Origin of the sequence: Pseudonocardia endophytica (genome assembly GCF_004339565.1) — a bacterium.
GTDB lineage: Bacteria > Actinomycetota > Actinomycetes > Mycobacteriales > Pseudonocardiaceae > Pseudonocardia > Pseudonocardia endophytica.
In genome coordinates this window covers 3,973,539-3,998,992 of sequence record NZ_SMFZ01000001.1, presented here as the reverse complement: position 1 = coordinate 3,998,992, position 25,454 = coordinate 3,973,539, and the positions used below count along the sequence as shown (strand labels likewise).

Below are 25,454 nucleotides of genomic sequence, written 5' to 3'. Positions count from 1 at the left end.
TCCCTGCTGCGACGACGCGTCCGACGGTTCCGGTCGCCGCCGCGGACGTCGACGACACGGCGCGGTCGCGCGCGGCGCATCCTCGTGTGGACGCTGCTGATCGGGCTGTTGTTCGACGGCGCCGCCGAGGCCTACTTCCTGTCGCTGGGCGCGTTCGACCCGCCGTTCACCACGTACATGCTGGCCGGCGGCTCGTTCATCAACGACCATGTCGACCTCGAGTACGTCAACCTCTACATGGTCAACGCGACGCTCGCGCACGAGGACGCCGAGCTGCCGGACCGCTTCACCGGGCTGGACTGGTCGGGGTTCGCCGCCCGCGGGATCGCGTTCGCCGGCGGGCACAAGGACCCGGCCGGTTCGCCGATCCCGGAACAGCTGAGCAAGAACCTGCTCCTGTGGTCGAGCCAGGACCCGCTGCGCAAGGGGCTGGACGCGATCCTCGCCGAGCAGCTCGTGCACGCGGTGTCCAAGCAGCGCGTGCTGGAGCTGTACCTGAACGTCGCGCAGTTCGGACCGCACCTGTACGGAGTCTGCGACGCGTCCTGGTACTACTTCGACCACGCACCGGACCGCCTGACGAAGGACGAGTCCGCGCAGCTCATGGGCGTGCTCCCGGGGCCGATCCACACGCACCGGGCGCCCGGCGGCGGCATCGACATGAACCCGAACGACCCCGACGGCTGGTACGAGCTCAAGAAGATCCGCGGGGCGCGGGACGCGGTCGCGTACGAGATCGCGCAGAACGGAGGCGACCTGGAGCTCGCCCGCAGGCTCGGGCTCACCGAGCCCGCGTCCCAGCAGCCCGACGGGTCGGGGTCGTGCCGGACGATGCCGTCCGACGTCGCCGACATGATCAAGAACGGGGAGTAGCGCGGTGCACGTCGTCGCGCTCGTCGGGATCCTGCTGGTGGTCGCGGGGTTCGTCGTCGAGTCGTCGCCGATCTGGACGGTCGGCGCGATCCTGTTCCTGGCCGGGTCGATCGCGTGGTTGTGGGTCCGTCGGAACTGATCTATCCCTCGGCCGCCGCGGTTCCGGCCCGAACGAGCGGGAGCCAGCTCAGCAGCGCGTCGGTGATCGCGGCAGGGGAGTCCTCCTGGACGAAGTGGATGCCGGGCACGGTCACCTCGATCTGGTTCGGCCAGGCGCGGCAGACCTCGCGGACTCGTCCGTTCAGGATGGCGCCGGGCTCGGCGTTCACGAACAGTTTCGGGATCGGTGAGGTCGCGAGGAACGCGCTGTAGTCGTCGACGATCCCGACGACGTCCGCGGGCTCCCCGTCGAAGGGGATCTGCCGCGGCCAGGTGAGCGTGGGCCGCCGGTCCTCCCCCGGGGTCAGATACGGGCGCCGGTACTCGGCCATCTCGTCGTCGGTCAGCGTGCGCTGGATCGATCGCGGCAGGATGCGCTCGACGAACACGTTGTTCTGCAGAACCATCCGTTCACCATCCGGCGACCGCATCGCCTCGAAGATCGCCCGCGGTCCCCACTCCTCGATGCTCATCGAGCAGACGATCGCCTCCATGTAGGCGATGCCGGCCACGGCGCCCGGATGTCGACGGGCCCAGTCGAAGCCGAGCGCGGACCCCCAGTCGTGCACCACGAGGACGACGTTCCCCCGGACGCCGAGCTGCTCGAGCAACGCGTCGAGGTAGCGACGGTGCTCGACGAACCGGTACGAGCCCGGCCCGCTGTCCGGCAGCTTCTCGGAGTCGCCCATGCCGATCAGGTCGGGCACGATGCAGCGCCCGTGCGCGGCCAGGCCCGGCGCGATGTGCCGCCAGAGGAACGACGACGTCGGGTTCCCGTGCAGGAACACGATCGGATCGCCTCCGCCGAACTCGACGTAGGCCATCCGGCGGCCCTCGACCTCGACGTACTGCTTCGACCACTCGCCCACGAGGCCGCTCCGATCCTCGACATACTCGAATGGATGTAGGGTACGTCGCCCGTATCATGAGGTCCATGTCCTGGACCGCCACGTCACGCTACGACTGCGTACCGGCCGACGGCGGCCTGGCTCTCGTACAGGACCTGATGAACACGATCCCCGCCGGACGTCCGCGCCAGCCGGACCTCCTGTCGTCGCTGGAGCAGGCCCAGCCCTGGCTGGATGCCGCGTGCGCCGACTGGGCGGAGGCGACCGGGCGGCCGGCACCGCACGTCGCCCTGGACCAGCGGGGGCTCGACGAACTGCAGGCACTCCGTTCCGACCTGCGGAGCGTGGCGGCCGGCCCGGACCAGGCCGGTGGGCCCGAGCTGCGCACCGCGCCGATCGCCCTGTCGCTGGGCGCCGACGGGACGGTCGCGCTGGCACCGCGTGGTCAGGAGTGGCGGACGGCCGTGAGCTGGATCCTGATCGAGGTCCTCGAGGCGCAGCGGGCGGACACCTGGCGCCGGCTGAAGACGTGCCGCAACGAGCGCTGCGCGGTCGCGTTCTACGACCGCTCGCGCAACAACAGCGGCGCCTGGCACAACGTCCGGATCTGCGGGAACGCGGTCAACCTGCGCGCGTCCCGGGCCCGCAGGAAGGCCGCCGCCACGGGCGAGCCCAGGACCGGGTCGACGACCAGGTAGAGCGTCCCGGTCTGGCCCTTGTCCACGCTGCGACCGAAGACGTCCGCGGCGAAGGAGTCGATGAACCGAGGACGGCAGAACGCCTCCGACGTCGGCTACTCCGCGGCTCGCTTGCGACCCGGTCGGCCTCGTCAGGCAGTGCTGAACCTACTCCTTGGTCATCGTGACGACGACCGTCGAGTCGGAGGACACCGTCTCTCCGGCGCCCGGCTCGATCTTGGTGACGGTCCAGTTCGCCGGGTTGACGACGAACCGGTCCTTCTCGTCGCGCGAAGCGGGCTCCACCTTCGTGAACCCGGCCTGACGCAGCTCGTCCAGCGCGATCGCGCCGTTCTTGCCGTCGACCTCCGGGATCTGGAGCTGTTGGGCGGGCGCAGGAGCCGATGTCGTCGGTGCTGCAGCTGCCGCCGGGGGCGCGGTCACCGTGACGGTGGACGGCGCTTCGGTGCCTCCGCCTCCACAACCGGTGACGACGGCCAGAGCTACGGCAGCGATGGGGACGAGTGCGATACGCATGAGACGCCTTTCGGCCACGAAGGGGTATGCGAGGGCATAACGGATGATCTCGGGCTTGCGATACGGGCTCAGCCGGAGCTCGGCGAGCGGGTATCGCTTCCTGGAGAGCGGTCGCGTGTCGTTCGGCGCGCGGGCGCAGGCGCAGCTACCGGAGCGCGGCCTGCTACTCGGCGCCCTGCTCTTCGAAGAGCGGTGCCCAGTCCGACGAGCATGCACGAGTGGAACCCGGCCGGCCCTCCAGCCGTTGCCGAATCCGGCTCCAGGAAGACCAAGGGCGCCGCCGGATCACTGAGCGAATCCGAACACGGTCGATCACGGCCGGCCGGCCGTACTCTGCCAGCGTGCCCGAACTCGCACAGGCCAACGTCGCCAGCCTGCGCGCACCGCTCGACGACCCGGCGATGCGCGGATTCGTTACCGCGCTCGCGCCGATCCACCACCTCGCCGAACACAGCGACGGCTTCGTCTGGCGCCTCCAGACAGGCGACGATCACGGCCTCTGCGTCATTCGAGAAGGCACCGGACCAGCGTTCCTCAACCTCTCGGTCTGGCGTGACTACAGATCACTGCACGAGTTCGTCTACCGCAGCCGACATGGCCACTTCCTGCGGCAGCGGGAACGCTGGTTCGACAAGACCCGCCAGCCGTCCACGGTGCTGTGGTGGGTGACCTCCGGTGATCGACCGACCGCGAACGACGCGACACGGCGACTCAGCCACCTCAGGACGTACGGGCCTACGGCGCGGGCGTTCTCCCTGCGGTGCCGGTTCGCGGCATCGGGAACACCCGTCGCATCCACTCGACCGCGATCATCCACGCCGCGCTGACGGCCACGAGAGCCGCCTCCGGCGTCGCTTCGCGATGCCACGCTTGCCCCGCTTGCGGCCAGGACGAGGGAACCGGGGGAGGAGTGGCTCACGCCTCCGGCCCGGTCGAGCATCGCTGCCGACCGGCGGGCCGACCCGTCACCTGCGGCGTACGTCGAGTCGACCGTGTCGCGAGAGCGCACTCGACACGGGCTATATATAGCTGATACAGCTTGGTAGTCACTTGATATAGGAGGAAGTCGTGGCTACTCACACACTGCAGGGCAAGAACGTGCTCGTCGCTGCCGGCGGGAAGAACCTCGGCGGCCTGATCAGCCGCCAGGCCGCCGAGGCCGGGGCGAACGTGGCGATCCACTACAACTCCGAGTCGTCACGCCCGGAAGCCGAGCAGACGCTCAAGGCGGTCGAGGTCGCCGGGGGCCGGGGCGTGCTCCTCGGCGGTGACCTGACCGTGCCGGCCAACGTCGAGCGGCTCTTCGCCGACGCGTCCGCAGCCCTGGGCCCGATCGACGTGGCGGTCAACACCGTCGGCAAGGTTCTGCGCAAGCCGATCGTGGAGACCACCGAGGACGAGTACGACTCGATGTTCGACATCAACTCCAAGGCCGCCTACTTCTTCATCAAGGAGGCAGGCCGCACGCTCGCCGACAACGGCAAGGTGATCACCATCGTGACCGCACTGCTGGCCGCGTTCACCGACGGCTACTCCACCTACGCCGGCGGGAAGTCCCCGGTCGAGCACTTCACCCGGGCCGCGGCCAAGGAGTTCGCCGAGCGCGGTATCTCGGTCAACAGCGTCGCCCCCGGCCCGATGGACACGCCGTTCTTCTACCCGCAGGAGACACCGGAACGGGTCGAGTTCCACAAGTCGATGGCCATGGGCAACCAGCTCACCCAGATCGAGGACATCGCTCCGATCGTTCGGTTCCTCGCGACCGAGGGCTGGTGGATCACCGGCCAGACGATCTTCGCCAACGGCGGTTACACCACCCGCTGAGACACACCCGCCGGCAGAGCGGACCGCGCCGGCCGGGCAGAACACCCGCGGCCGGTGCGCGCATGTCGGGCGCGCGCCGGCCGCCCCGCCGGACGCACGAACGCGTCCGGCCGACCTAGAGTGGGATCGTGGGAGATCAGGAGCCGGGCGGCACCAGGGATCGCCTGCTGCGCGCCGCCGCCGACCTGATCGCAGCATCACCAGGGGAGTCCGTCCCGCTCCGCGCGATCTGCGACGCCGTGGGCGTCCGCCTTCCCACGCTCTACCACTTCTTCGGCAACAAGGAAGGGCTGCTCGACGCCGTCATCGAGTACGGCTTCGAGCAGTACCTCGACGCCAAGCAGAAGCACGAGTCCAGTGGCGACCCCATCCAGGACATCCGCGACGGCTGGGACGCCCACGTCGCGTTCGGCATCGCCAACCCCGGCTTCTACGCGCTGATGTACGGCCAGGTCACCCCCGGACGCCGCCCCGCAGCGCAGAGCGGGCCGACGACCATCCTGCTCGCACTCACGCACGAGGCCGCCCGCCGCGGGCGTCTCGCCGTCGACCCCGACCGCGCCGCGGCCCACATCCTGGCCGCCAACATCGGCCTCACCCTGCGCCAGATCGTCACCGCACAACCCGACCCGGAGCTGTCCGTCGAGATGCGTGAAGCGACCATCGCCGCGGTCACCGGCGGCCACCCCGGTCCCCGCCGCACCGACGCCAGCCACGCGGCGACCACCCTGCTCGATCTACCGGACGACAACTCCGTGCTCGGCATTCCCGAGACCGTGCTGCTCAAGAAGTGGCTTACCGACATTGCGCGGTGCACCAGCCCGACCGACAGCGACGTCACCACCTGACCCGCCGCCAGAACCCGCCAGCGCTCACCACGGTCGACCTGGCTCGGCACGGGCCCGGCCGCCACGGTTCCGCGGTTCGCCCGACGTACATCGACCGGTCTCAGCCGAGGAGGACCGCTATCTCCGTTCGGCGATCGCGGCGAGCCGGTCGGGCGGCACCTACCCCAGATCTCCGGTCAGCCCACGAGCGCGCTCCAGGCGCAATGAAAGGATGTCCGCGCGGGAGCGTATCCGCACCAGCGGTTCCGGCCCGCTGCCGTCCCAGTGAAAGTACAGGGCCGCGTACCACTCGGCTTCGACCCTGGCGTCAGAGAGCAATTCCTCACCCCCGACCCGGCGCAACTCCGCCTCCATCGCACTGCACAGCCGCTCTGCGCGGCGACGATCCCCCGACGTCACTGCTGAGACCTCGCCCGCGCCGTCTCCGTGTTACCAGCCCACGACGACATTCGCCGCGCGTCGAGTGTCGGCCGGCTGACGCCGTGCGCAGGCGCTGGCATGTCGTGTCCCGCCGACCACCACCGGCGCCGGCCCCGCGGCAGGTATCAGCCTGGGGGTCTTCGTGATCGTGTTCGGGTTCAGGCTCCCGGAACTGCTGCGCGGCACCCTGGTCCCGCCACCCGATGCGCCGACGAGCGCGACGAACAGGTTGAGGCTTTCCGGCGGTCACCGTGCACAACAGCGAGCACCGTAGGACCTCATTGGAGGCCACGAAGGAGGCCACGCGGAGATCATCGGCGCTCAGATCGCCTCAACCTCAGAGGGTGGACGAGGGTACGAGGTATACCCACGTCATGTCGGCCTCGAAGCCCGGCTGGAGCTGGTCGTTGCACTCCGGGTTGCCCTTGATCTTGTAGAGGTCGTCGATGGCGTCGAAGTTGCACTGTTGCGAGTCGATGAGCTTGGTGTTGATCGCTAGGCTGCAGGTGAGGTCAATGCCAACTTTCGCGTTGTTCACGAAGTGCGCCGTCACAGCGACGAACCGGCCGCCGGCTTTCGGGAGAGTCGTCGTGTACTTCTCGTAGCCCGAACCGGGGCCGAAGTTGGACTCGTTCATCTCGACGGGGGCGGTCAGGCCACGAGATGCCGTCGGTGAGACGGGCGCCCGGCACGGACGTCGCACCGACGGGCGTCAGGTTCCCGGGCCCGAGTGTGCTCAGCCGGGAAGAGCCCGAGTCCTGGGGGCGGCACCGATCGCCGCCTGGACAGCTGCCAGCTCCCGGTCTGGAGCAACGGCAGCCCGAGTGATCAATCAGCCGAGCGCCGATCCTCACGCGCCGCGTTGAATCTCCGCGCCAGCGCTCGGCGCTATCCTTGAAGGCATGAGCGCCGAGCGCGACGAGTTGAAGCGGCTGGTCGACGAGCTGCCCGACGAACGTGTCCCAGCCGTGCTCGCCGAGGCCCGCCGCCAACGACAGACGCAGCCGGCCGTCGAATGGCCGCCGTCCTGGTTCGCCTCGTTCGCCAGCGGTCGCACCGACCTCGGCCGGAACCACGACGACCTCCTCGCCGACGGCTTCGGACGTCCCTGAGTGATCGTCTGCGACACCGGCCCGCTCGTCGCGGCCGCTGATCGCGACGACCAGTGTCCCCGTGCCACGCGCCACGGGCGCTGACCTGCACGAAACGAAACGAAACGAAACGACACGGCCCGTGCCACGATGCCAACAGCAGGTCAGCCGAGCTGGCTGATCACGCTCTTGACCTGCAGAAATGGAGCCGCCTTGGGGAGTCGAACCCCAGACCTACGCATTACGAGTGCGTCGCTCTAACCGACTGAGCTAAGGCGGCGTGGTGCGTTACCAGTGTAGCGAGCGCCCACGCACGTCCTCCGACCCCCCACGAGATCATCCGTCCGACGGACGGCGGGGGTCGTCGTCGCTGGCAGCATGCCGCGCATGGGGGGCATGGCAGCTCGGTTCGTGTCGGTTCTGGTGCTCGTTCTCGTGGGCGCGTTCGCGTTCGTGGACGCCGGTCCGCCGTCACCGGTGCCGGCAAGCGCTGGCCCGGGGGAGTTCAGCGCGGAGCGGGCGAAGCAGACCGTCGCCGAGCTGGCTCGCGAGCCGCGGCCGATCGGCAGTCCGGCGTCCGACCGGACGCGCGACGAGCTCGTCCGGCGCCTCGACGCGGCCGGGCTGGACACCCGGATCCAGTCCAGCGCAGGGGCGTTCGCCAAGAACGGGTCGATGAGCGCGGGTGCGGTGGAGAACGTCGTCGCGACGCTGCCGGGGACGGACCCGACCGGCGCGATCGTGCTGGCCGCGCACTACGACTCCGTCGCGCGCGGGCCCGGTGCGGCCGACGACATGTCGTCGGTGGCGTCGATCCTGGAAGCGGTGCGCGCGTTGCGGACCGGGCCGCCGCTGCGCAACGACATCGTCGTTCTGATCACCGACGGCGAGGAGTCCGGACTGCTCGGGGCCCAGGCCTGGGTGCGCGACGAGCTCGTGGCCGACCGCCGCCCGGTCGTCACGCTGAACTTCGAGGCCCGCGGGGTGTCCGGACCGTCGCTGATGTTCCAGACCTCGCCCGGTAACGACGAGCTGGTGCGCACGTACGCCGACGCGCTCCCGCACCCGACCGGCGACTCGTCGCTGGTCGAGTTCTACCGCCTGCTGCCCAACGACACCGACTTCACGAACGTCCTGCGGGCCGGTCGGCCCGGTCTGAACTTCGCGTTCATCGACCAGCCGACCGAGTACCACACGACGGGCGACAACCCGTCGAACCTCGATGCGGGCAGCGTGCAGGGTCACGGCGACGCCGCGCTCGGGCTGACCCGCGCGCTCGGCGACCGCGACCTCGCCCCGCTCGACCCCGGGACGAGCGGGGCGCCGGAGACGGGCGACCGCACGTACTTCCGGTTCCTCGGCGGGATGGTCACCTACCCGGGCTGGTTCGTGTGGCCGGTGGCCGGGCTGGCGGCGGTCGCTCTCGCCGGCGCGATCGTCCTGGGCAGGCGCGGCGGGCTGATGTCGATCCGCGGCACGCTCGGCGCGGCCGGGGCCACCCTGCTCGTCGCCGGCGCCGGGCTCGGCGCGGCGATCGGGCTCTGGCAGCTGATCACGCTCGTCCGCCCGTCGTACGCCGACACCGGGCCGTTCCTGGCGCGGCCGCTGGTGTTCCAACTGGCCGACGTCGCGCTCGTGGTCGCCGTCGTCGCGCTCTGGCTCCTCCTGTTGCGACGACGGCCCGGCCGCTACGCCGCGGCGGCCGGTGCGTGTCTCGTGTTCACGGTGCTGGGGCTCGTCACCGCGTTCGCGACGCCGGGCATGTCGTTCCTGTTCGCCTGGCCCGCACTGGGTCTGGCACTCGGGCTCGGCGTGGCGATCCTCCTGCGCGAGCGGCCGGCCGCTGCGACGGCGGCCGTCACGGTCGGCGCGATCCCGGCCGTCGTACTGCTGGTCCCGTTCGGCTGGGCGGCGTTCGCGCTGAGCGGGATCTCCGACGGATTGCCGGTCGTCGTGCTCGTGCTGACGCTGGCGGCGCTGACCGCCGTCCTGGTGCCGACCTCGACGTCGGGCCGACGGCGGTGGGTCCCGGTCGGTGCGCTCGTGCTGACCCTCGTGCTGGCCGGGGCAGCGATGCTGGTCGACCGGCCGTCGTCGGAGCACCCGCAGGCCACGAGCCTCGCGTTCGTGCAGGACGCGGACACCGGCGTCGCGACCTGGGTCAGTGAGGACACCGCACCCGCGGACTGGACCCGGCGCTACGTGAGCTCCCCGCCGACGCGGATTCCGGCGTGGACGGACGACGTCCCGGTCCGGACCGGCCCCGCGCCGGCGCTGCCGGTTCCCGGGCCGGCGGTGACGGTCGTCGAACGGACGCCGGATCGTGTCGTGCTGCAGGTCGCGAGCCCGCGTGGCGCGCCGACCGTCCAGGTCCGATCGGACCGTCCACTGGAGAGCGTCACCGTCGTCCACCCCGGACGCCCGCCCGCATCGGCGTCCCCGGACGGCAGCGACGTCCGGCTCAGCGCGGTCCCGGCCACCGGCGTCCGTGTCACGCTGACACCCGTCGAACCCGGGCCGGTCGGCCTGCAGGTCTCGGACGTGTCCGACGGCCTCGGTGCCGTACCGGGGTTCGTGCCCCGCCCGCCCGAGCTGCGCGGGGAGGCGAACCGCACCAGTGACCAGGTCCTGGTGACCCGCCGGATCCCGGGGTGATCACCCCACGGTAGGAGGCGGGGCTCAGCCCGTCGTCCCGGTCCGGTGTGCGTGGATCTCGCTTCCCGGGGCGATGGAACGCGGGCTCGGACGCGGCAGTGTCGTCGTCGACATCGCCACCACGAGACACACGACCGCGAGGAGCGACCGAGATGACCACGCTGGCCCCCGCCACCCCCTACCACCGCCCCGACCAGGACGGCGCCTACACCGTCGCCACGGTGCTGCTGCTGATCCTCGGCGGGTTCGTCGTGCCGGTCGTCGGCTGGTTCGCGGGCGTCGTGATGCTCTGGGCCGGATCCGGCTGGTCAGCCGCCGACAAGTGGCTGGGCACGCTCGTCTGGCCTGCCGTCGTCGGGCTGCCGCTCGGGGCAATGGGCCTGGCCGGCTGGATCAGCGGCGGGGATCCCGGGTGGACGATCACCACGGGCGCCGTCGTCGGCGTGCTCACCGTCCTGGCCGCGCTGCCGTGGGTGTTCGTGCGGCTGCTCCGAACGGCCCGGTAGGAGTCCACAACGGGCGGTCGACGGCAGTCTTGACACCGGAACCCGCACGGAGACAGAGTGATCGGACTCACTACACCAAACGGTAGTTTGTCACCACGGTCACCCATTTCCGGGTGCGTCCCCGAGAGGAACCCCGATCGATGAAGTTCGGCTTTTTCACCATGCCCGAGCACCCGCCGATCGAGAACTGGACACTGTCCTACGACCGCGACATCGCGGCGATCGTCGAGGCCGAGCGGCTGGGCTTCTCGGAGTTCTGGATCGGCGAGCACCACACCGGCGGTTACGAGAACGTCCCGGTCCCGGAGTTCATGATCGCCAAGGCGTCCGCGCTGACGCACCGGATCCGCCTCGGTACCGGCGTGGTCAACCTGCCGTACCAGGACCCGTTCATGGTCGCCGAGCGGCTCGCGTTCCTCGACCATCTGACGCACGGTCGCCTCGAGTACGGCTTCGGTGGTGGTGGGCTGCCGACCGACAAGGCGCTGTTCGGGCTCGAGCCGTCCGAGGCCTCGCCGCGTACGAACGAGGCCTTGGAGATCATCTGGCAGTTGCTGACGTCCGAGGACCCGGTCAGCTACGAGGGTGTGTACTGGAAGTACGAGAACCGGCAGCTGCAGGTCGGGCCGTATCAGGACGTGCCGCCGTTCGCGATCGCCGGTCTGACCGGTGTGCACAACTACGCCCGGTGCGGCGAGCGCGGGTGGAAGCCGCTGTCTGTCCACTTCGCACCGACCGACAACGGCACCTACATGGACGCACCGGACCTCAAGGCGATGGGTGCCGCGATGCTGGAGGCGGGCAACCGTTCCGGCATCGACGAGGCCGTGACCCGCGAGAACTGGCGGATCGTCCGCGAGGTCTACGTCACCGACGACAAGGACCAGGCGCTGCGCGACATCCGCGCCGGCGTGAAGCTGTCCTACGACTACCTGTTCGGTCTCGGTCTCGGCGCGCTGATGAAGGTCGGCGACGGGATGACCGACGAGGACCTCACGCTCGAGTGGATGGTCGACAACATCCCGTGGATCATCGGTAGCCCCGAGGAGTGCACCCGCCAGATCAAGGAGCTGGAGGAGGAGACCGGCGGCTTCGGCACGCTGCTGATCAACTGCCGGGACTGGGTCACGACCGACAAGTGGAACCGTTCGCTGGAGCTGTTCGCCCGCTACGTGATGCCGCAGTTCACGAAGCGGGAGCGGCTCGCGCGGCGCCAGAGGATGGCGAACGTCGCACTCGGCATCGACTGACGCGCATCGGGTGCGCACGACGATCGGCGCCGAGTTCACGGCGGCGCTGCACCGGTACCGCGACCGCACGGCACTCGAGGCGGGCGGCCGCAGCTGGACGTTCGGCGACGTCGACCGGTGGTCGGCCGCCGTCGCCGCCCAGTTGCGGGCGCACGGTGTGACGGCGGGCGACGCCGTCGCGCTGTACCTCGGCAACTGCGTCGAGTTCGTCGTCGCCGACCTGGCGGTGGCACGGCTCGGCGCGGTCAAGGTGCCGGTCAACCCGCTGCTGCCGGCGGCGACGGTCGACCATGTCCTGCGGACGTCGCGGGCGCGGCTCGTGGTGCTCGGGTCCAGCGTGCCGCGGCCGGACGGGGTGCCCGCGCTCGTCGTCGACGACGGCGGCGGGCCCCTGCCCGGTGAGCCGCTGGCGGGCCCGGCTTCCGAGGTCGCCGCGCCGGAGCCCGCGGACATCGGTCCGGACGCGCGGGCGGCGATCTACTTCACGAGCGGGACGACCGGCCTACCGAAGGGCGTCGTGCACACGCAGGCGTCCGCCGTCGCCGTGCAGTACGCGCAGATCGTCGAGGCCGAGATCGTCGAGGGCGACCGGCTGCTGCTGACCACCCCGCTCGCGCACGCGGCCGGGCTGTTCGCGCAGTCGGCGCTGATCCGCGGCGCCACCAGCGTGATCGAGCCGGGGTTCGACGCGGGCGGTGTGCTGGAGGCGATCCGCACCCGCGGGATCACGTGGACGTTCCTCGTCCCGACGATGATCTACCGGCTGCTCGACGCCGTCGGCGGGGCGGAGGAGTTCGGGTTGCGGACGGTCGTCTACGGAGCGGCGCCGATCACCCCGAGCCGGCTGGCCAGGGCGCTGGAGGTGTTCGGGCCGGTGTTCGTGCAGCTCTACGGCCAGACCGAGTGCCCGAACTGGGGCACCCGGCTGGCCAAGGACGACCACGACCCGTCGCGCCCGGACACGCTCGACTCCTGCGGGCAGGCGTCGATCATGGCCGACGTCGCGGTCGTCGACGACGACGGCCGGTTCCTGGAGGCCGGCGGGACCGGCGAGGTCTGCCTGCGCTCGCCGTACACGTTGGAGTCGTATCTGGACGACCCGGCGGCGACGGCGGAGAAGTTCCTGCCCGGCGGCTGGATCCGGACCGGCGACATCGGGTTCCTCGACGACGGCGGGTACCTCCACCTGCGCGACCGCCGGACCGACATGGTGATCAGCGGCGGGATGAACGTGTACTGCCGCGAGGTCGAGGACGTGCTGGCGACCCACCCGTCGGTCTCCCGGGTCGCGGTGATCGGTGTGCCGCACGACGACTGGGGCGAGGCCGTGCACGCCGTGATCGTCACGGACGGGCCGGTCGAGCCCGGCGAGATCGTCGAGTGGTCCCGGGGACGGCTCGCGGCCTACGCCCGTCCGAAGTCCGCCGAGCTCGTCGCAGAGCTGCCGGAGACGCCGTTCGGAAAGATCGACAAGAAGGCCCTGCGGGCGCCCCACTGGGCCGCACGCGACCGCGCGATCGGCTGAGGAGCGAGACATGGGCGACTTCCCGCGGTACTGGGACTCCGAACGGGAGACGCGCGACCCGGCGAAGCGGGACGTGCTGATCCTGGAGCGGATCCAGCACCAGCTCCACCGCGTCTACGACGAGCTCCCGTTCTACCGGCGGCACTACGACGCGCACGGCTTCCACCCGGACCAGGTCCGGACGCTGGAGGACTTCACCGCGAAGGTCCCGGTGATCACCAAGACGATGCTCGTCGCCGACCAGGCCGAGTATCCGCCGTTCGGCTCCTACGCCCGCGAGATGGCGCCCGGCGAGATCGCGCGGATCCACGGCTCGTCGGGCACGTCCGGGGTGCCGACGATGTACGCCGTGTCCAGATCGGACTGGGACCGCGCGGCCGACGTGCACGCGATGGCCCAGTGGTGCGCAGGCGTGCGGCCCGACGACGTCGTGCAGGTCGGGTTCCCGTTCGGCCTGTTCTTCGGCGGGTGGGGCGTGGTGCAGGGCGCCGAGCGGATCGGCGCGACGCTGTTCCCGATCGGCATCACCGATTCCGAGCGCCACCTGGAGCTGATCGCGCGGCTGCGGTCCACGGTGTTCAGCGCGACGCCGTCGTACTGCATCCACCTGCTGTCGGTCGCCGAGCGGATGGGGGTCGACCTGCGCGCGTCGACGATCCGGCACCTGCTCGTCGGCGGCGAAGCCGGCGGTTCGCTGCCCGGCACGCGGGAGATCATCGGTGACGGGTGGGGCGCCACCGTCGCCGACGCCGGGTCCACATCGGAGATGTACCCGTTCCAGACCAATGTGGGCTGCGAGGAGGGCACCGGCACGCACCTGATCACCGACGAGGTGTTCACCGAGGTCGTCGACCGGGCCGATTCCTCGGTGCCTGCGCCGGTGGGCGAGCGCGGCGCCGTCGTCTACACGCACCTCTGGCGGGACTCCCAGCCGATGATCCGGTTCGCGCCGGGCGACGAGACCTACCTCGACGACTCGCCGTGCCCCTGCGGCCGGACCTACCCGCGCCTGCCGGAGGGCATCCTCGGCCGGCTCGACGACATGCTGGTCATCCGCGGCGCGAACGTGTTCCCGAGCGCCGTGGAGACCGCGCTGCGCGCCGTGCCCGGCCTCGGCCCGGAGTTCCGGATCCGGGTGCACAAGCGCGGCGCGCTCGACGAGCTGACCGTCGAGGCCGAGGGCGGCGAGGACCTGCGCGCGCTGACCGAGCAGACGCTGCAGAAGGTGCTCGGCATCCGCACGTCGCTGGAGCTGCTCGCGCCGGGCACCCTGCCGGAGACGACGTTCAAGGCGCGCCGGGTCGTCGACGAGCGCTGATCAGGGCGCGACGGCGCGACGCACGCTCTCCCGCAGCAGCGTGCGGCGCTGCTCGTGCACGTCGTCGGGCTCGTCGGCGGTCGCGGCGTAGACGTTGCTGACCGGTGACCACGCCATGGACATGGCGATCACCATCGCCATCACGTCGAACGGGTCTCCACTTCGGACCGTGCCGGCGGCCTGCGCGTCGGCGATGGCGCGCAGCTTGACGTCGTCGAGGCGCTGCGTGTCCTCGACGAGGTGACCTGCCGGTCGTCGTTCCAGTCTCGCCCAGGTGGCGAGCCGGATCAGGTCCGGACGGCGGAGGTACTCGTCGTAGAGGCGGACCGCCCAGCCCGCGAGATCGGTCGCATCGATCCGGACGACGTTCGTGATCCGTTCCAGCGACTCGAAGAAGATCGCGTCGAACAGGCCGTCCTTGCTGCCGAAGTAGCCGTAGAGCTGCGCCTTGTTCGTCCGGGCGGCGGCCACGATCCGCTCCACGCGCGCGCCGGCGATCCCGTACTCGGCGAACTCCTCCGTCGCCACGTCGACGATCCGCTGCCGCGTCGCTTCTCCGCGCGAGGTCAGAGGCATGCCGATGACGGTAGCAACAGACCGTTCGGTTTGCTTCTCTGCTCGATCTCGGCGTAGCGTCCAAGAACAGACCGAACAGTCTGTTTATGGGAGTGAGCATGCGCAGCACGGTGGGATGGAAAGCGGATCGGGACGGCACGCGGCTCGAGCGGGTGGCGCTGGAGCGGCGTGACCTGCGGCCCGACGACGTCGCGGTGCGGGTGGACTTCTGCGGCGTCTGCCACACGGACCTGCACGCGCTGCACGGTCACACCGGTGACGGGCCGCTCGTGCCGGGCCACGAGTTCACCGGCACGGTCACGGCCGTCGGCAGCGACGTGACGCGGTTCGCCGTGGGCGACCCCGTCGCCGTCGGGAACATCGTCGACTCGTGCGGTACGTGCGCCATGTGCCGGATCGGGCAGGAGAACTTCTGCCACGAGTTCCCGACGCTGACCTACGGCGGCACCGACCGGCACGACGGGTCGACGACGCTGGGCGGCTACTCGCGCGAGTACGTCGTCCGCGACGGGTTCGTGTACCCGCTGCCCGACGGGCTCGACCCGGCCGCGGCGGCTCCGCTGTTGTGCGCGGGGATCACCGTGTGGGAGCCGATGTCGGCGCTCGGCGTCGGGCCGGACACGCGCGTCGCGGTGGCCGGGCTCGGCGGGCTCGGGCACCTCGCGGTCAAGTTCGCCGTCGCACTCGGGGCACGGACGACGGTCCTGTCCCGTTCCGCCGACAAGGCCGACGACGCCCGCGCACTCGGTGCCGACGACCTCGTCGTCACGACCGACGAGCAGCAGACGGCCGCCGCACGGGACCGGTTCGACGTCGTGATCGACACGATCGCCGTGCCCCACGACGTCGGGCCCTACCTGCGGATGGTCGCCATGGACGGGACGCTGAGCCATCTCGGCCACCTGGGCCCGGTCACCGTCGACATGATGGACCTGCTGGTCGGGCGCAAGAAGCTGGCCTCGGCCGGCAGCGGCGGCACCACGACGACCGCGGCCATGCTCGAGTTCTGCGCCCGGCACGGGATCACCGCCGACGTCGAGGTGCTCCCGTCGTCGAAGGTGAACGAGGCACTGGAGCGACTCGGACGCGGCGACGTCCGCTACCGCTTCGTCCTGGACATGGCCGACCTGGCGTAGCAGCCCGCCCCGGACGGTGATCAGCGATCGCGTCCGGATCGAGGCTGTTTCTCGCCCCGATCCGGACGATCCCGCCGATCATGCGGCCCATCTGCCGCGCGCCACCCACCGTGATCGGCAGTCGGGTCCGGATCGGGGCGGGTTCTCGCCTGCATCCGAACGCGGCCGTCGATCATCGCGGGGCGGGGGCCGCGGATCAGCCGCGGTGGAGTGCGGTCATCATCGCCTCGACCGCGATCCGGGGCTTCACGTTCTGTTCCAGCGCCTCGCGGCAGGCGAGCACCGCCTCCAGGCGGCGCAACGTCGACTCCGCCGTCCACTCGGCGGCGGCCGTGCGGATCTCCCGATCACGGTCCGGGTTCGTCAGCGCGACGCCGGCGCCGGACCCGGCGACGAGCGTGTCCCGGTAGAACCCGGCGAGGTCGACGAGCGCGCGGTCCAGCGCGTCGCGCTGGGTCCGGGTGGCGCGGGACTTCTGGCGCTTCTCCAGGTCCCGCTCGGCTGCCTTCGCCGCGCGGGCCGCGCCCGCGACGCCCTTGCCGGTCCCGCCCGCGCCCATCGCGACGGCGAGCTCCTCGCGCTCGACCTCGTCGCGCTGCTCGCGCAGCTCGTTCGCCTCGGCCTCCGCCGAGGAGATCAGCGCGTCGGCGTGTGCGAACGCGTCACCGAGGCGGTGCAGGCCGGTCGGGACGGCGAGGATCGACTCCCGCCGCTTGCGGGCGTGTGCGTCGCGGGCCAGCCGCCGGGCTCGGCCGACGTGTCCGCCCGCGACGGACGCGGCCCAGTCGGCCTGGTCGGGGTCGATGCCGTCGCGGTCGCGCAGCACGCCGGCCACGGCCTCCGCGGACGGCGTGCGCAGCGACACCGGGCGGCAGCGGGAGCGGATCGTGATCGGCACGTCGTCCGGGTGGTCGGACGGTGCGCACAGCAGGAACACGGTCTCCGGCGCCGGCTCCTCCACGGCCTTGAGCAGCGCGTTCGAGGCGCCCTCGGTCAGCCGGTCGGCGTCCCCGATGATCACGATCTGCCACGGCGCCGTCGAGGGCTTGCGGGCGGCGAGCTGGACCAGCGCGCGCATCTCGGCGACCGAGATGGACAGTCCCTCCGGGACGATCTCCCGGACGTCGGCGTGCGTACCGGCCATGATCGTGCGGCAGGCTCGGCACTCGCCGCAGCCCTTGTCGGGGCACTGCAGCGCGGCGGCGAACGCCCTCGCCGCGTTCGACCGCCCGGAGCCGGGCGGGCCGGTGAACAGCCAGGCGTGCGTCATCGCGGCCGGGTCGGCCGCGGCCGCGCCGAGCTCGGCCACGACGGCGGGCTGGCCGACGACGTCGTCCCAGACCGACATCTCAGGTGGACGGTTCCGGGCGGCCGGTGACCGGACCGGTGGCCTGGTCGACCTCGGCCGGAGCCGGGACCAGCGGGAACACTCCGTCCCGGACCCGATCGGCGACCTCGTCCTCGGTGCCGTCGGCGTCCACGACGACGTGCCGGTGCGGCTCCACCGCGACCATCCGGGCCAGCAGGCGCTGCACCCGCGCGTGCTCCTCGCCGGCCACCCGCACGGCGCCGCCCGCGGCGTCCGGGGCGCGGTCGAGCAGCACGGACATGTCCGGACGCAGGCGCCCGGAGGCCCAGCGGCCCAGGTACTCGAGCTCGCCGTCGTCGGGTGCGGCGCCCATCTGCTCGGCGGCGACGCCGAACTGCGCCAGCGGGCTGGACAGGAACCGGTCCATCACGACGACGGCGCCCTCGTCGAGCGCCGGTCTGATCACCCGCTCCACGAGGTCGGCGCGCACGGCCGCCGCGGCCAGCGCCTTCGCCCGCGCGCCGGACAGGTTCGCCTCGCGGGTGGCGGCCGTCCATCGGGCGGCGTCGCGCTCCCCGTCGTCCGGTTCGACGACGTGGTGGCCGCGCTCGCGCAGCGCCGCGGCCAGCCGCTCGGCCTGCCGGGCGGTCTCCGCCGGGGTGGCGCCCTCGACGGCGATCAGCACACCCTTGCCGGTGCGCAGCTCGCCGTTGCGCAGGGCGCCGACCAGGTCTTTCAGCAACGGCTCGAGCCTGCGGTCGTCCATCTGCCGGTAGGCGATCGTGCCGACGACCGCGGCCACGATCCCGGCGCCGCCGAGCACGAACCGGGTGCCGTCGACGAGGTACGGGGTGCCGTCGATGGTGATCGTGCGGGTGGCGACGACGCCGACGACGATCGGGACCAGCGACATCGCGCCGAGCAGCACCACGCGCACGAGGGACTGGACGAACGCGTTGACCCGGCCACGGACCTCGTCGGCGACCTGCGTGCCGATGATCGTCAGTCCGGTCAGGAACGCGACGCCCGCGAACCCGCCGACGAACATCACGGCGACGATCGCCATGAACAGGTGCACGGCGACGGCGACGACGGCCAGCGACAGGCCGGCGCCGACGATCGCGGTGCCGAACAACCGGTTGTGCGGCAGCCGCAGCGCCAGCCGCGGCCCGACGGCCATGCCGAGCGCGAGCCCGCCGAACACGGACACGAACAGGATCGAGTACGCGGCGTCGCCGCCGCCGAGACTGGACGAGTAGAGCTTCGCCGTCGCGATCACGGCTCCGCCCGCGGTGAACGCACCGATGATGCCGATCACCAGGCCGCGGATCAGCGGCGTCGTCGCGACGAACGTGAACCCGTCGCGCAGCATGAACACCAGCGACGGCGGCGTGGTGGCCCGCTCGGACGGTGCGGTCTTCCCGGACAGCTCCGGGATGCGGAACCACACCATCAGCGCGGAGAATAGGAACGCGAACGAGTTGACGAACAGCGCCAGGTAGACGGCCGTGGTCGGGGAGTTCGCGTCCACCAGCGGGCCGAACTTGGTCACGAGCGCGAACAGGCCGGCGCCGCCCGCGACCGCGACCCCGTAGGTGACGACGAGGCCGAGCTGGGCCGCCGTCTCCATCTGGTCCGGGCGGCGCAGCAGGTTCGGCACCGCCGCGTCCTTCGCCGGGATCCAGAACATCGCGCACAGCTCGATCAGGAACGTGGCCGCGAGCAGCCACCACAGCGAGCCGACGATCGGGATGGAGATCAGGAGCCCGAACTTGAGGAAGTCGCACGTGGCCATCAGCTTGCGACGGTCGAACCGGTCGGCCAGCGCACCGGCCAGCGGGCCGAACAGCAGCGACGGCAGCAGCTTGACGGCGACCGTACCGCCGAGCGCGAAGCTCTGCGCCGCGTAGCCGGAGCCTGCGGCCAGGTGCGTGGCCAGCGACGTCAGGGCCAGGACGGACAGCCACTCACCGGTCGACGTGATCGCCGTGACCGTCCACAGGCGCCGGAACGCCGGGATCGCCAGCACGGAGGAGACGCGGTGCGACGTCGGCGCGGAGACCTGGGGGCTCGCCGGGGAACCGATCGCGGCTCACCTCCTCCTGTGGGGCCCGCCCGTGGGCCGATCGGCGGGGAGACATCTCACGAATCCGGCGGGCACGGGCTATACGGCCAGGGTAGTAGTCGACCCCGACACTTCGCCGCGAGGGCCGGGGGCTAGTCCCGTCGCGCCGGTGTGCGGCTACACGATCGACGCGATCGTCTGCACCAGGATCAGCGCGAACACCAGTACGAAGAAGAGGGTGAAGACCCGGGCGCCGAGGCGGCTGCGGGTGTGCCGGGCGAAACCGAACAACGACGGGTCCGGCTCGACCCGGGGGCGGGACGCGCGGGCGTCGGCGGCGTTCGGGACGACGGGACCCGTCCGGACGACCGGCGGGCGGCGCGGTGACGGCAGTGGGGGGCGGGGGACGAGCGGCGTCCGCAACGGTGTGCGCGGCGACGGCGGGACGGCCGGTTCCGGTGTGCGTGGCGCGGGTGGGCCGGGGCTCCGACCGGGCTCGTCGTCCGCGGTCGCCGGTTCAGGCGTGTCGACGACGGCCACGGGAACGTCCTCGGGCTCGGCCCCCTTCTCGCCGGACGCCCCCGGAACGCCGTCGTCAGCGGCGCGCGCCGGGACGTCGTCCTCGGAGGACGCCGGAGCGCCGTCGTCGGAGGCGTCGACCTCGGGAGCCTCGGCGGCCGGGACGGCGTCGTCGGGCTGCACGTCGGCCTCGCAGGCCTCGCCGGCCTCGGCCTCCGCCGGCAGGTCGTCCGTGTCGGACGGGTCGGTCGCGACCCGTCGCTCCGCCTCGCGCTGGGCGACCAGACGCGCCACGCCCCAGCGACCGTCGTCGCCGCCGGTCCCGGGGAGCGGGCGGGAACGCGCACGCGGCCATCGCACGGCGGAGAGCACTCCGGACCGCGCCGCGGCCCGCCCGGCCGTCGATCGGTCCTCACGGGTGCCCGGCGCCCGCCCGGACGCCGGCGTCAGCCGGTTCCCGGTAGGCGACATCCCCGCATGCTAAGCCCGCCGGGTGGCATCCGGCGACGTCCACACGCGACCGTCGCCGATCTGGGCACGGACGGGTGACCTGCGGCGACGAGTCGCCTGCGCCGGTTGGCCGGACGGGGTACGGATCGGCCGCCACGCGATGGTCACGATCGCCGCCGTGCCGTGGCGATCGATCGCTCGCACGGATCGGTCGTCACGTCGTGGCCGGTCGGGCGGCCGTACCGTGGCGCCCGGTTCCCCGGCGTCCCCCGTGTGCCTGCCGCCGCATCCGACGGCGGGGAGGTCCACGCCGAGGTCAGCCGCCACCCGGTGCGGGCGGCGCGGCCGTGGGTGGTGCCGCGCCCGGCAGGGTCGGTATCGGCGGTGGCGGCGGGACCGATCCGGTGCTCACCTGCAGCGTGATGCGCTGGCCCGGAAGGGCGGCACCGCGCGGGGTCTGGCCGATCACCGTGCCCTTGGGGGCCCGGTTGTCGACGTCCCGGGTGGTGACGGTCCAGCCGCCGCCCTCGAGCTCGGCGCGGGCGTCGGAGAGCCGGTCGCCGACGACGTCGGGAACCCGCGACTCCGAGCCGCCCTCCAGGTACCGGGCCTCCGTCGGCGGCAACGGTTCCGTCGGTTTGCCGGCCAGCAGCGGGTTCACCGCTCCGTACCAGGTCTCGGCGGGCGTCTTGCCACCGAAGATGTTGCCGTTGCCGCAGGGGAACGGCGCGGACCCGCTGTCGCACAGCGGGCGGGGCGAGTTCGAGTTGTCGAACGTGATCACCGCGCCGGCCATCTGCGGCACTCCGCCGACGAACGCCGCCGACTTGTGCTGCTGCGTGGTGCCGGTCTTGCCCATCATCGGCCGGTTCCAGCCCGCCGACCGCGCCGCCGCCGCCGAGGTGCCGCTGGTGTCGTCCTTGCTCAGGCCGGTGACCAGCGTGTTCGCCAGGCCGGGATCGACGGCCTGCTGGCAGCCCTCCTCGGTGAACGGCACCGGCTTGCCGGCCGCGTCGGTGATCGAGTCGATCGGGGTCGGTGGGCACCACTTGCCGCCGGACAACAGCGTCGCGCTCACGTTGGACAGTTCCAGCACGCTCGTCGGCGTGGTGCCCAGCGTGAACGACGCGAGCTTCTGGTCCTTGGTCACCTGGGCGATCGACTTGCCGGTGCGCTGGCCGGTGTTCGGGTCCGTGAACGGCGTCGTGGCCAGGCTCTTCATACCGAGCCGCACGGACATGTCGACGACGTCCGGGATGCCGGTGTACTCCTCGAGCTTGATGAACCCGGTGTTCGGCGACGTCGCGAGCGCGTCCTGCATGGACAGCACCGGTGGGTACGTGCCCGCGTTCGCGACCGGGATCGGCCGGGCGCTTCCGTCCAGGTAGATCGGCGACGCGTAGCCGGACGGCGGGATGTCCATCTGGTAGTTGATGCCGAGGCCCTTCTCCAGCGCGGTGGCCGCGGTGAAGATCTTGTAGACCGAACCGGCACCGAGGTTCACCGGCTGGTAGGGCAGGCCGTAGCTGGTCTCCTCGGAGTCCGCGTTCAGGCCGAACGTGCGGTTCGCGCCCATCGCGAGCACGCGGTGCTTGTCCTGCCCAGGCTGCACCAGCGCCATCGCGTTGGCCACGTTCGGAGCGTCCGGCGCGACCCGGTCCACGGAGTTCTTGATCTGCCGCATCGCTTCGCGGTCGAGCGTGGTCCTGATCGTGTAGCCGCCGCGGTTGATCTGCTCGGTCGAGAAGCCGGCCTCGGTCAGGTACTGCACGACGTACTTGCAGAAGAACCCGGTGTCGCCCGCGCCGATGCAGCCGTTGGGCACCTGGACCAGCGGGTTCGACACGCCCAGCGGCGAGGAGATCGCCTGCTGCGCCTGCTGGTCGTTGATCATGCCCTGCTGGCGCATCTGGTCGATCACGACGTTGCGCCGCTCGGTCGCGGTCTGCGGGTGCTGGATCGGGTCGAACTGGGTGGTCGAGCGCACCATCCCGGCCAGCATCGCGGCCTGCGGGACGGTCAGCTTGTCCGGCGTGGTGTTGAAGTAGGTACGGGCGGCCGCGGCGACGCCGTAGGACCCGTTGCCCATGAACACGATGTTCAGGTAGCGGTTGAGGATCTCGTCCTTGGACAGCTGACGCTCCAGCTGCAGCGCGATCCGCGCCTCCTTGAGCTTGCGCGCCGGCGTCTGCTCGGTGGCCTTCAGCCGCTCCGCCTCGGTCTGCGCCTCGACGTAGAGCATGTAGTTCTTCACGTACTGCTGGGTCAGCGTGGACGCACCCTGCACGACGTCGCCGGACGCCGAGTTCGCGATCACCGCGCGGATCGTGCCCTGCCAGTCCACGCCCTGGTGCTCGTAGAACCGGCGGTCCTCGATCGCCAGGATCGCGGCCTTCATGGCCGGCGAGATCTGCTCGTTCGTGACGTTGGTGCGGTTCTGGTCGAACAGGTAGGCGATCGGCTGGCCCGCCGAGTCGGTCAGCGTCGTGGTCAGCGGCGCCTGCGTGTTGACCAGGTCGGCGGAGCTGGAGCTCACGCTGTCCCCGGCCTCGTTGGACAGCACACCGAGACCGGCCGCCGCCGGGAACGCCATCCCGGCGGTGACGACGCCGGCGAGCACGCAGAGGCCGGCGAGCACGCCGATCGGTCGCAGGAGATGGCGCGGGAACCTCACATCGGCAGCGTACTGGGCACCACGTCATGTACCCGTCAGGTCGGGCCCGCCCGGTTGCGTAGTTTTGCGCGCTGCCGGTGACCGGCCACAGGACGAAGAATCGTCTCCTACAGCGCGGGCCCCGTCCCGCCCTTCCCGACCGCTCAGCGGCGGCCCGTCCGGGCCCGCCCGTCGCCCCCGAGGTGGAACCTCCCATGTCAGAACACGCCCCGGCGTCCGTCACCACCCTGCCCACGACCGACCGGCCGGCCAGGCCGTCCCGCCCCCGGCTGCGCGCGGCCGGACGGCGCCCGGACGGCCCGGTGTGGAACTGGCGGAGCGCGGCGCGCTGCCGGACCGAGAACTCCGACGAGCTGTTCGTCACCGGGGCACGCCAGCGCGACGCGCGCGAGTTCTGCGTGGTCTGCCCGGTGCGCACGGAGTGCCTCGCGCACGCGCTGGACCAGCAGATCGAGTTCGGCGTGTGGGGCGGCATGACGGAGCGGGAGCGCCGCGCACTGCTGCGCCGTCGCCCGGACGTCAGCAGCTGGGCCCGGCTGCTCGGCCGCGCGCGCACCGACCACTACGCGAGCAGCACGGCGGTCTGACCGGCTCGGCCCCGTCCGGCCGGGTGCCGGACCGTCCGTCGCACCGCCGGACAGTGGGACCGACGCGACACCGACCGGTTGCTCGCGGCCGGCCGCCCGGGCGAGTAGCACCCGTCGAAACTGCGAGTAGCGCGGTACTCATGTGCCGCGACCGCGCCCGCCGCATGCTTCTGACCAGGCCGGACGGACCGGCAGGACGTCGGAAGGGCGGTGGTCGCGATGAGCATGATCCTGGTTCAGGAGATCGGGCGCTGGCGGTGCGAGTCGCCCCGGACCGAGGCCGACGGCCTCCGTCTGACCCGCCTGGTCACCGACGAGGTCGAGCGGCGTCCGTCGCTGGACCCGACCCTGCTGGCCGCACTGGACGTCCTGGCCGACCGGCACCGCGGACACGATCGCCGTCTCGACACGTTCCTCGAGACCGTGCTGTCCGGCCGCGCCGACGACCACCCCCGGGCCGCGTGACACACCGCGGCTCGGGGTGCCGGGACCACGAGCGGGCCGTGCCGACAGCCTCAGCGCCGGTACCGGCCCGCGTACCGGGCCGCCGCTGCGGCACGTTGCTCGGCGGTGCGCTCCGCCCGGCCCTCCTCGGCCGCCCCGGCCGGGAAGCCCGCCTTCCGCACCCGGTGGTCGACCGAGGCGTCCATGATGAACAGCGCGTACTGGAACGCGACCAGCCAGCCGAGCAGCACCGCGCACAGGCGCACCCACAGCGGGCCGGGCACCAGCAGCAGCACCGGCACCGCCACGGGGCTCATCTGCACGAACGCCCGCGCCATGTGCCGCCACCGCCAGCCGGCACACGTCGCGTCGTGGAGCACCCAGTCGCGGTAGCGCTCGGGCAGCGCCCCACCGAACGCGAACCACAGCCAACGCAGCGGGCCGGGGCGCCGAGGGGTCACACGTCGACGGTATCGGGCCGGCACCGGCGAGGTGACCGTCCCGACGTGTGACCTCACACATTGCGTAATTGCCGACTCTTGCAATTATTGTTCCGCGCGACCGCTCGGCGGTCGGGCGAAGGGAGATCGAGGTGGCACTGCGACGCGGGCGGATCCCGGTCGGGACGGGCGGCCTGTGGCGCCGGATCCGCCGGATCGGTCGCGCGGCCGAACCGGCCCCGCCACCCCCGGAACGCCTCCCGGGTCACGCGGCCGCGGCGCTGCGCGGGTCGGTCCAGGTCCGGCACGTCGACGCCGGGTCGTGCAACGGCTGCGAGGTCGAGATCGGTTCGGCGTTCGGCCCGGTGTACGACGCGGACCGGTACGGCGCCCGGCTGGTCGCCTCGCCCCGGCACGCGGACGTGCTGGCGGTGACCGGCCCGGTGACCCGGAACATGGAGGTCGCGCTGCGCCGGACGCACGAGGCCGTCCCGACGCCCAACCTCGTGGTGGCGATCGGCGACTGCGCGCGCAACTGCGGCGCGTTCGCCGACGCCTACGGGGTGGTCGGCGCCGTCGGTGACGTGATCGGCGTCGACGTCGAGGTCGCCGGCTGCCCGCCGCGCCCGGAGGACATCGTCGCCGCGCTGCGGTCCGTGACCGGTCGATGATCGCCTCCCAGGCGTGGTTGCTCGGCGCGGCGTGCGCTGGCACGACAGCGGC

The 25,454-nt window shown here is 71.7% G+C and carries 25 protein-coding genes and 1 tRNA gene; 16 read left to right on the top strand and 10 right to left on the bottom strand.

Going from position 1 to position 25,454, the window contains the following annotated elements:
• The first annotated feature begins 84 nt into the window (after window positions 1-84).
• Together EV378_RS18615 and EV378_RS36785 are read left to right on the top strand one after the other, a co-directional pair.
• The gene (locus EV378_RS18615; RefSeq protein WP_132427110.1) at window positions 85-873 is read left to right on the top strand and encodes a biosynthetic peptidoglycan transglycosylase; all 789 of its coding nucleotides are present in this window, start codon (window positions 85-87) and stop codon (window positions 871-873) included.
• Between the two features lie 4 nt (window positions 874-877).
• Complete coding sequence (locus EV378_RS36785) at window positions 878-1,012, top strand: hypothetical protein (RefSeq protein WP_279389639.1); 135 nt, start codon at window positions 878-880, stop codon at window positions 1,010-1,012.
• Window position 1,013: 1 nt separating this feature from the next.
• Here the strand turns inward: EV378_RS36785 and EV378_RS18610 are convergent, their stop codons facing one another.
• Entirely contained in the window at window positions 1,014-1,901 is an 888-nt protein-coding gene (locus EV378_RS18610) for a haloalkane dehalogenase (RefSeq protein WP_243653541.1), read from the bottom strand.
• 65 nt (window positions 1,902-1,966) lie between these two features.
• On the opposite strand from EV378_RS18610, the gene EV378_RS18605 reads away from it, so the two are divergent.
• Window positions 1,967-2,578 carry a CGNR zinc finger domain-containing protein gene (locus EV378_RS18605; RefSeq protein ID WP_132427108.1) on the top strand — a complete coding sequence of 204 codons (612 nt, stop codon included), beginning with the start codon at window positions 1,967-1,969 and terminating at the stop codon, window positions 2,576-2,578.
• A 147-nt stretch (window positions 2,579-2,725) separates the two neighbouring features.
• Here the strand turns inward: EV378_RS18605 and EV378_RS18600 are convergent, their stop codons facing one another.
• Entirely contained in the window at window positions 2,726-3,001 is a 276-nt protein-coding gene (locus EV378_RS18600) for a PASTA domain-containing protein (protein ID WP_165922332.1), read from the bottom strand.
• A 434-nt stretch (window positions 3,002-3,435) separates the two neighbouring features.
• Here EV378_RS18600 and EV378_RS18595 point away from each other — a divergent pair, with 434 nt between their 5' ends.
• The 3 genes from EV378_RS18595 (at window position 3,436) to EV378_RS18585 (ending at window position 5,766) form a co-directional block, all read left to right on the top strand.
• Entirely contained in the window at window positions 3,436-3,921 is a 486-nt protein-coding gene (locus EV378_RS18595) for a DUF3291 domain-containing protein (RefSeq protein ID WP_165922331.1), read from the top strand.
• Window positions 3,922-4,162: 241 nt separating this feature from the next.
• The gene (locus tag EV378_RS18590; protein WP_132427102.1) at window positions 4,163-4,918 is read left to right on the top strand and encodes an SDR family oxidoreductase; all 756 of its coding nucleotides are present in this window, start codon (window positions 4,163-4,165) and stop codon (window positions 4,916-4,918) included.
• Window positions 4,919-5,046: 128 nt separating this feature from the next.
• Window positions 5,047-5,766, top strand: a complete 720-nt coding sequence (locus tag EV378_RS18585; RefSeq protein ID WP_132427100.1) for a TetR/AcrR family transcriptional regulator — start codon at window positions 5,047-5,049, stop codon at window positions 5,764-5,766.
• Between the two features lie 757 nt (window positions 5,767-6,523).
• On the opposite strand, the gene EV378_RS18580 is transcribed toward EV378_RS18585, so the two are convergent.
• Window positions 6,524-6,823 (bottom strand): hypothetical protein, encoded by a 300-nt coding sequence (locus tag EV378_RS18580; protein WP_132427098.1) that lies wholly within the window; start codon window positions 6,821-6,823, stop codon window positions 6,524-6,526.
• Between the two features lie 265 nt (window positions 6,824-7,088).
• On the opposite strand from EV378_RS18580, the gene EV378_RS18575 reads away from it, so the two are divergent.
• Window positions 7,089-7,298: a hypothetical protein gene (locus EV378_RS18575; RefSeq protein ID WP_132427096.1), complete on the top strand. Its 210-nt coding sequence runs from the start codon at window positions 7,089-7,091 to the stop codon at window positions 7,296-7,298.
• 182 nt (window positions 7,299-7,480) lie between these two features.
• Here EV378_RS18575 and EV378_RS18570 read toward each other — a convergent pair.
• A tRNA-Thr gene (locus EV378_RS18570) sits at window positions 7,481-7,557 on the bottom strand.
• Between the two features lie 107 nt (window positions 7,558-7,664).
• Here EV378_RS18570 and EV378_RS18565 point away from each other — a divergent pair.
• The 5 genes from EV378_RS18565 to EV378_RS18545 all read left to right on the top strand — a co-directional run bounded on the left by EV378_RS18565 (window position 7,665) and on the right by EV378_RS18545 (window position 14,531).
• A complete protein-coding gene (locus tag EV378_RS18565) occupies window positions 7,665-9,932 on the top strand; it encodes a M20/M25/M40 family metallo-hydrolase (protein ID WP_165922330.1) in 2,268 nt (755 codons plus the stop codon).
• A 152-nt stretch (window positions 9,933-10,084) separates the two neighbouring features.
• A complete protein-coding gene (locus EV378_RS18560) occupies window positions 10,085-10,438 on the top strand; it encodes a hypothetical protein (RefSeq protein ID WP_132427092.1) in 354 nt (117 codons plus the stop codon).
• A 140-nt stretch (window positions 10,439-10,578) separates the two neighbouring features.
• Window positions 10,579-11,688 (top strand): LLM class flavin-dependent oxidoreductase, encoded by a 1,110-nt coding sequence (locus EV378_RS18555; protein WP_132427090.1) that lies wholly within the window; start codon window positions 10,579-10,581, stop codon window positions 11,686-11,688.
• 10 nt (window positions 11,689-11,698) lie between these two features.
• Window positions 11,699-13,213, top strand: a complete 1,515-nt coding sequence (locus EV378_RS18550; RefSeq protein WP_132427088.1) for a class I adenylate-forming enzyme family protein — start codon at window positions 11,699-11,701, stop codon at window positions 13,211-13,213.
• A gap of 10 nt (window positions 13,214-13,223) precedes the next feature.
• A complete protein-coding gene (locus EV378_RS18545) occupies window positions 13,224-14,531 on the top strand; it encodes a phenylacetate--CoA ligase family protein (RefSeq protein ID WP_132427086.1) in 1,308 nt (435 codons plus the stop codon).
• Here the strand turns inward: EV378_RS18545 and EV378_RS18540 are convergent, their stop codons facing one another.
• Window positions 14,532-15,107 carry a TetR/AcrR family transcriptional regulator gene (locus EV378_RS18540; RefSeq protein WP_132427084.1) on the bottom strand — a complete coding sequence of 192 codons (576 nt, stop codon included), beginning with the start codon at window positions 15,105-15,107 and terminating at the stop codon, window positions 14,532-14,534.
• 98 nt (window positions 15,108-15,205) lie between these two features.
• Between EV378_RS18540 and EV378_RS18535 the strand changes: the two genes are divergently transcribed.
• Window positions 15,206-16,243, top strand: coding sequence for an NAD(P)-dependent alcohol dehydrogenase (locus EV378_RS18535; RefSeq protein ID WP_132427082.1), 1,038 nt, complete (start codon window positions 15,206-15,208; stop codon window positions 16,241-16,243).
• Between the two features lie 196 nt (window positions 16,244-16,439).
• Here the strand turns inward: EV378_RS18535 and EV378_RS18530 are convergent, their stop codons facing one another.
• The 4 genes from EV378_RS18530 to EV378_RS18515 all read right to left on the bottom strand — a co-directional run bounded on the left by EV378_RS18530 (window position 16,440) and on the right by EV378_RS18515 (window position 23,260).
• Window positions 16,440-17,591: a DNA polymerase III subunit delta' gene (locus tag EV378_RS18530; RefSeq protein ID WP_132427080.1), complete on the bottom strand. Its 1,152-nt coding sequence runs from the start codon at window positions 17,589-17,591 to the stop codon at window positions 16,440-16,442.
• Window position 17,592: 1 nt separating this feature from the next.
• Window positions 17,593-19,581, bottom strand: a complete 1,989-nt coding sequence (locus EV378_RS18525) for a bifunctional MFS transporter/dTMP kinase (protein ID WP_132427078.1) — start codon at window positions 19,579-19,581, stop codon at window positions 17,593-17,595.
• A 213-nt stretch (window positions 19,582-19,794) separates the two neighbouring features.
• On the bottom strand, window positions 19,795-20,607 hold the full coding sequence (locus tag EV378_RS18520) for a hypothetical protein (RefSeq protein ID WP_132427076.1): 813 nt from the start codon (window positions 20,605-20,607) through the stop codon (window positions 19,795-19,797).
• A 295-nt stretch (window positions 20,608-20,902) separates the two neighbouring features.
• A complete protein-coding gene (locus EV378_RS18515; RefSeq protein WP_243653540.1) occupies window positions 20,903-23,260 on the bottom strand; it encodes a penicillin-binding protein in 2,358 nt (785 codons plus the stop codon).
• Window positions 23,261-23,454: 194 nt separating this feature from the next.
• Between EV378_RS18515 and EV378_RS18510 the strand changes: the two genes are divergently transcribed.
• Window positions 23,455-23,847 carry a WhiB family transcriptional regulator gene (locus tag EV378_RS18510; protein ID WP_132427074.1) on the top strand — a complete coding sequence of 131 codons (393 nt, stop codon included), beginning with the start codon at window positions 23,455-23,457 and terminating at the stop codon, window positions 23,845-23,847.
• A 219-nt stretch (window positions 23,848-24,066) separates the two neighbouring features.
• Window positions 24,067-24,312, top strand: coding sequence for a hypothetical protein (locus EV378_RS18505; protein WP_132427072.1), 246 nt, complete (start codon window positions 24,067-24,069; stop codon window positions 24,310-24,312).
• 50 nt (window positions 24,313-24,362) lie between these two features.
• Here the strand turns inward: EV378_RS18505 and EV378_RS18500 are convergent, their stop codons facing one another.
• Window positions 24,363-24,752, bottom strand: coding sequence for a DUF5313 family protein (locus tag EV378_RS18500; RefSeq protein WP_207908706.1), 390 nt, complete (start codon window positions 24,750-24,752; stop codon window positions 24,363-24,365).
• 131 nt (window positions 24,753-24,883) lie between these two features.
• On the opposite strand from EV378_RS18500, the gene EV378_RS18495 reads away from it, so the two are divergent.
• Window positions 24,884-25,402, top strand: coding sequence for an NADH-quinone oxidoreductase subunit B family protein (locus tag EV378_RS18495; protein ID WP_243653539.1), 519 nt, complete (start codon window positions 24,884-24,886; stop codon window positions 25,400-25,402).
• The last annotated feature ends 52 nt before the right edge of the window (window positions 25,403-25,454 follow it).

Excerpts from the sequence above, each read along its gene's own strand:
- EV378_RS18505 (WP_132427072.1), top strand. The coding sequence starts at position 24,067 with ATGAGCATGATCCTGGTTCAGGAGATCGGGCGCTGGCGGTGCGAGTCG.
- EV378_RS18560 (WP_132427092.1), top strand. The coding sequence starts at position 10,085 with ATGACCACGCTGGCCCCCGCCACCCCCTACCACCGCCCCGACCAGGAC.
- EV378_RS18555 (WP_132427090.1), top strand. The coding sequence starts at position 10,579 with ATGAAGTTCGGCTTTTTCACCATGCCCGAGCACCCGCCGATCGAGAAC.
- EV378_RS18545 (WP_132427086.1), top strand. The coding sequence starts at position 13,224 with ATGGGCGACTTCCCGCGGTACTGGGACTCCGAACGGGAGACGCGCGAC.
- EV378_RS18540 (WP_132427084.1), bottom strand. The coding sequence starts at position 15,107 with ATGCCTCTGACCTCGCGCGGAGAAGCGACGCGGCAGCGGATCGTCGAC.
- EV378_RS18565 (WP_165922330.1), top strand. The coding sequence starts at position 7,665 with ATGGGGGGCATGGCAGCTCGGTTCGTGTCGGTTCTGGTGCTCGTTCTC.
- EV378_RS18580 (WP_132427098.1), bottom strand. The coding sequence starts at position 6,823 with ATGAACGAGTCCAACTTCGGCCCCGGTTCGGGCTACGAGAAGTACACG.
- EV378_RS18530 (WP_132427080.1), bottom strand. The coding sequence starts at position 17,591 with ATGTCGGTCTGGGACGACGTCGTCGGCCAGCCCGCCGTCGTGGCCGAG.
- EV378_RS18575 (WP_132427096.1), top strand. The coding sequence starts at position 7,089 with ATGAGCGCCGAGCGCGACGAGTTGAAGCGGCTGGTCGACGAGCTGCCC.
- EV378_RS18605 (WP_132427108.1), top strand. The coding sequence starts at position 1,967 with ATGTCCTGGACCGCCACGTCACGCTACGACTGCGTACCGGCCGACGGC.
- EV378_RS18510 (WP_132427074.1), top strand. The coding sequence starts at position 23,455 with ATGTCAGAACACGCCCCGGCGTCCGTCACCACCCTGCCCACGACCGAC.
- EV378_RS18520 (WP_132427076.1), bottom strand. The coding sequence starts at position 20,607 with ATGTCGCCTACCGGGAACCGGCTGACGCCGGCGTCCGGGCGGGCGCCG.
- EV378_RS18535 (WP_132427082.1), top strand. The coding sequence starts at position 15,206 with ATGCGCAGCACGGTGGGATGGAAAGCGGATCGGGACGGCACGCGGCTC.